Source organism: Blautia sp. DFI.6.71, assembly GCF_020593585.1.
Classification (GTDB): Bacteria; Bacillota; Clostridia; order Lachnospirales; family Lachnospiraceae; genus Blautia_A; species Blautia_A wexlerae.
Genome location: NZ_JAJDMJ010000182.1, coordinates 1 through 318 on the forward strand (window position 1 = coordinate 1; position 318 = coordinate 318).

At 35.5% G+C, this 318-nt stretch carries 1 protein-coding gene; it reads left to right on the plus strand.

Going from position 1 to position 318, the window contains the following annotated elements; translation table 11 throughout:
* Positions 1-318, plus strand: a 318-nt coding sequence (locus LJE12_RS19800; protein ID WP_227292427.1) for a hypothetical protein, incomplete at both ends; no start/stop codon positions are given.

Consider the following 318-nt stretch of genomic DNA (forward strand, 5'->3'; position numbering starts at 1 on the left):
CTTAAAGCACTTCTAAGTGAGGGTGAAAGCATCTGGGAGATCACTGAGAAAATACTAAATTCGTTTGAGTATACTTCGAGATTTACAAAAACAAAAACTTTATACCAATTCCTCTTCCTAGCTACTTTCATCAATTGTGGAAGATTCAGCGATATTAAGAACGTTGATCCGAAATCATTTAAATTAGTCCAAAATAAGTATCTGGGAGTAATAATCCAGTGTTTAGTGACAGAGACAAAGACAAGCGTTAGTAGGCACATATACTTCTTTAGCGCAAGGGGTAGGATCGATCCACTTGTATATTTGGATGAATTTTTG